Annotated in this window: 4 protein-coding genes; 3 read left to right on the top strand and 1 reads right to left on the bottom strand. The window is 68.4% G+C overall.

Going from position 1 to position 3,741, the window contains the following annotated elements:
• The coding region (locus VGO20_RS16140; protein ID WP_327503400.1) for a LysR family transcriptional regulator at nucleotides 1-918 on the top strand (918 nt) is incomplete at its 5' end.
• A gap of 127 nt (nucleotides 919-1,045) precedes the next feature.
• Here VGO20_RS16140 and VGO20_RS16135 read toward each other — a convergent pair.
• Nucleotides 1,046-1,822 (bottom strand): carbon-nitrogen hydrolase family protein, encoded by a 777-nt coding sequence (locus VGO20_RS16135; protein WP_327503399.1) that lies wholly within the window; start codon nucleotides 1,820-1,822, stop codon nucleotides 1,046-1,048.
• Between the two features lie 258 nt (nucleotides 1,823-2,080).
• Here VGO20_RS16135 and VGO20_RS16130 point away from each other — a divergent pair, with 258 nt between their 5' ends.
• Both VGO20_RS16130 and VGO20_RS16125 read left to right on the top strand, forming a co-directional pair.
• Complete coding sequence (locus VGO20_RS16130; protein WP_327503398.1) at nucleotides 2,081-2,539, top strand: cache domain-containing protein; 459 nt, start codon at nucleotides 2,081-2,083, stop codon at nucleotides 2,537-2,539.
• A 63-nt stretch (nucleotides 2,540-2,602) separates the two neighbouring features.
• A partial coding sequence (locus tag VGO20_RS16125; RefSeq protein ID WP_327503397.1) for a HAMP domain-containing protein occupies nucleotides 2,603-3,741 on the top strand: 1,139 nt, incomplete at its 3' end.

Raw genomic sequence — 3,741 nt, 5'->3', positions numbered from 1 at the left:
GACTGGAACCTATTGCGGACGTTTATGATGATCGTGCAGGAGGGCGGCATGACAGCCGCCGCGTCCCGCCTGTTCGTGACCCAGCCGGCCGTCAGCCTGGCGCTGAAGCGGCTGGAAGCGAAGCTCGGCCGGCAGTTGATCGAGCGCGGGCCGGGGCTTTTCCGCGTTACGGAAGCCGGCGAGATGATCTACCGCGAGGTCGTTGACATCTACGGCACCATCAGCCGGTTCGGCATCCTGGTGCGCGAGATCCGCGAGGAGATCTCCGGCCATGTCCGCATCCTCATGACCAGCCGGATCCAGACGCAGCTGCTCGACCGCATCCTGAAGGAATTCCATGAGCGCCACCCCAAGGTCACGTTCCGGATCGACGTCATCCCCTCGGCCGACATTCACGTCGCCTTGCAGCAGAAGATCGCCTCCCTCGGCATCTGCCTGATGCGCGAGGCCATACCCGGGCTGCAGAGCGAGGTGCTGATCCACCAGACCTATTGCCTCTACTGCGGGCGCGGCCACCGCTTCTACGGCCGGACGGGCCTCGACGTCTCCGAGTTGCGGCAGGAGGATTTCGTGTCCTTCACGACCGACCAGATCGGCGGCGCCCTGTCCCCCCTGGCCGTCTTCCGGGCGCGGGAGGGATTCGCCGGCCGCATCGTCGGCGCCTCCGCCAATCTGGACGAAGTGCGGCGCATGATCGTCTGCGGCCTCGGCCTCGGCCCGCTGCCGCGGCACATCGCCGCCCGCGACGTCGCCGACGGCCATCTGTGGGAACTGCCGCCCTACGAGGGCGTGACGCCCGTGGACGTGCACCTGATATGGAACACCCAGGCGAAATTCAGCCGCGCCGAGATCGCGTTCCGCGAGGCGTTGCTCGCCGAGGTCCGGGACCTGCCCATCGACCAGCGGCTCCCGACCTGACGCATCGGGAGGCGCTGGTCGATGGGCACGGGCAGGCGGAACCGGCGGCGCACGCCGCGCGGACCCACTGCGGTCTGCGGGGCCACGCCGCGCTGCCGGTCCGTGACCTCCGCGACCTCGCCGCCCCCTATTCCGGCACGTAGCGCGGGTAGGTCGACTTGCTCCGCCTGGCGAGATCGAGATCGATCTCGACGGTCGCAAAGGGATTGTCGGGATCGGTCCGGGCGAGGACGTCGCCTTCCGGATCGATGATCCACCCCAGGCCGCCGCAGTCGGCCTCGCCCCCCGGGGGGTACCAGAGGTTCGAGGACAGGCAGTACGCGCCCGAACAGACGGCCGCGGTCCGGCCGCCCGCGAGCCACTTGTCGGCGGAGGCGTGCGGGGTGACCCGCGGCACGCACAGGAGATCGGCGCGCGAGGCGCCGTAATGGCGCGCCCATTCGAAGAACCACATCTCGGTGCAAATCTGCACGCCCACCCGCATGCCGAGCGCACGTCCGAGATCGAACCGCTTCTCGCCGCGGTCGTACCAGCGATGCTCCCAGTAGCCTTCCTCGTCGGGCAGATAGTACTTTTCGCGCAGCGACGCCGCCGTCCCGCTGCGGGCGTCCCAGAGATAGGCCGCGTTGCGCCGGCTGCCGTTGGCATTGACGATGGGTCGCGTTCCGACGACGGCCTCGGCCCCCAGCGCATCGAGCCCGGCGATACGGGCGTCGTGCGCCTCGACCGCGCGCCGCCAGCGCCCGGCATCCGGCTCCGGATCCGCCGCCAGCCACTCGGAGAAGCACAGTTCCGGCAGGAGCACGAAGCGGCTTTCGTGAGCCCTGACGTGAGCCGCCAGCTTGTCGAGCGCCTCGTCGAGATGCCCGGCGCGCGGGTCGAACTGGCAGACGGTGACCTTCATCAAGACCTCCTGCGTCATCCCCGTCCCGGCGCAGCCTCATCCGCGCGGCGCCCCGCCCGGACCCCGGCTCCAGGCGGCACGACGCGTCGGACCCGCCGATCAGGACGGTTCGATTCCATACGATCCTATGCGACGGGTCAGCGGAACGACGCAAACGGATAGTTTGGCCTCATCGTAACGAGCAGTTAAATTTCATAAATCACGCTCTAACAGACCGCATTAGAACGTTTCTGGCGGAAATTTACGAGGAAAATTACCATGAGCAAGCACTCTGTCCTGGCGACCCTGGCGCTCTGCGGCCTTCTCGCCACTCCCGCCCTCGCCGGCGAGTTCGGAACGGCCGACGAAGCCAAGGCGCTCATGCTCAAGGCGGCCGACCACGTCGCCCAGGTCGGCGCGCCGGCGGCCTACCAGGAGTTCAGCGATACCAAGGGCACCTTCGTCGACCGCGACCTCTACGTGTTCTGCCTGAGCATGGACGGCGACATGAAGGCGCATGGCGGCAACAACGCGCTGCTCGGCAAGAACCTGAAGTCCCTGAAGGACAGCGACGGCAAGACTTTTGTCGCCGAGTTCCTGCAGGTCGCCTCCACCGCGGGCGAGGGATGGGTCGACTACAAATGGCCGAACCCCACCACCAAGAGGATCGAGCCCAAGTCGTCCTTCATCAAAAAGGTCGGCGACGACGTCTGCGGCGTCGGCTTCTACAAGAAGTAGGCCGGCATCGTCGGGATGAACCAGAAGGCGGGCGCGGGGCCGCCCACCACGGGAGGGAGCGTCATGAACGAGAACCTACGCCTGCCGAACTGGCGCATCTCAGCAAAAATACTCCTCGTACCTGCGCTCGGGCTGGCGGCCATGCTTGGGACCGCCAGCTTCGGCGGCTATGTCCAGCATGGACAGCAGCAGGTTCTGCGGAGCCTGATCGCGGACGTCTTCGAGGACGCGCGCGTGATCGGGGAACTCCGGGCCGACCTGTCGGCCGTTCATGCCGACCTCTACCGCATCATGGGCGTGGCCGCCAACCACAGCGACGGCGGCCAGCTCGAAAAGGAACTGGAAAAGCTCCACGGCCCTCTCGACGCGGTGGGGACTTCCGCCCTCCCGCTCAGGGCGGTGGCGCTCGACCCCGCCACGCTCGCGGTCTACGGCATCGGGACGCAAGCCGACGGTCCGGGCGCGACGGAGACGGCCGACGCGATCCGGGCCGAACTGGCGGGATACGGGGAGTCCGCCCGCCAGGTCACCGACATGGTGGCCGTGGACACCGCCACCGCCATGGTCTTCATGTTCGCGACGGAGGAGATCTACGCCAAGCTCCTCGATCAGCTCGCGGACCTGGAGGGGCGGACGAAGACGGTCTCGCAGGAGGCGTCCTCCGCCGCCCAGGATCGCTCGGAAACCGCGACGCTCGCCTTCTTCGCCGCCGCCGTGGCGGCCGCCTTCCTGACCACGGGACTGGGGCTTGCCGTCGCCGGCGCGATCAGCCGCCCGGTGCGAGGGCTGACCCGCTCGATGGAGGCGTTGGCCGGCGGCACGATCGGGATCGACGTGCCCTTTGCCGACCGCCGCGACGAGATCGGAGCCATGGCACGCGCGCTGGCGGTGTTCCGGGACAACGCGGCCGAGCAAAGCCGCCTGGAGGCGGCCCAGGCGGACGAGCAGCGCGCCAAGGAAGCGCGGACCGCGGCGATCGACCGCCTTCTCCGCGAGTTCGGCAACAAGTCCTCCTCCGCGCTGGCGGAGGTCGCGGCGGCCGGCGACGAGATGCGCCACGCGGCCGACCAGATGGCGGCAGTGGCGGAGCAGACGGCCAAGCAGTCCCAGGCCGTGGTCGCAGCGTCCGACGCCACGTCCGGAAACGTCCAGACCGTCGCCTCGGCGACCGAGGAACTCGCCTACTCGATCCAGGAGATCGG

It is taken from the genome of Arenibaculum sp. (assembly GCF_035998295.1).
GTDB lineage: Bacteria > Pseudomonadota > Alphaproteobacteria > Azospirillales > Azospirillaceae > DASYHS01.
This window is presented reverse-complemented; position numbering and strand designations above follow the sequence as displayed.